This window comes from Undibacterium sp. Ji83W (genome assembly GCF_049340385.1).
Classification (GTDB): domain Bacteria; phylum Pseudomonadota; class Gammaproteobacteria; order Burkholderiales; family Burkholderiaceae_D; genus Undibacterium.
In genome coordinates this window covers 1-342 of the sequence record NZ_JBMPOZ010000074.1, presented here as the reverse complement: position 1 = coordinate 342, position 342 = coordinate 1, and the positions used below count along the sequence as shown (strand labels likewise).

The 342-nt window shown below is 54.7% G+C and carries 1 protein-coding gene; it reads left to right on the top strand.

What is annotated here, in order from left to right:
• Nucleotides 1-342: hypothetical protein (locus ACO0LD_RS31800; protein ID WP_423013540.1), on the top strand; the 342-nt coding region annotated here is incomplete at both ends.

Here is a 342-nt window from a genome sequence, read left to right as displayed (position 1 = left end):
GTACGCTTTCGACCACCGGCAACGTCGAAGTCACATCAGACACCAGCTTTATCTTCACGCTAGCCGGTGCCGATATCGCTGCCGTGGATGCCTTGCTCAATAAAAACGGCACATCTTCCGCCAGCAGCGCCACGACTTACAACCTCGCCGCAGCAGACGACTGGAACAGCGTCATCACCGGTGGCAACATCCAGGACCTGACTGGCAACGGCATTACCGTCTCCAATGCTGTGCCTAGCATTTTAAGCTCGACTTACGATGCGGCGACTGGCATCCTGTCCGTGTCTGCCGTCAACATCGTGAATGGCGATACCATTGATGTCACCAAATTAAGTCTGACTG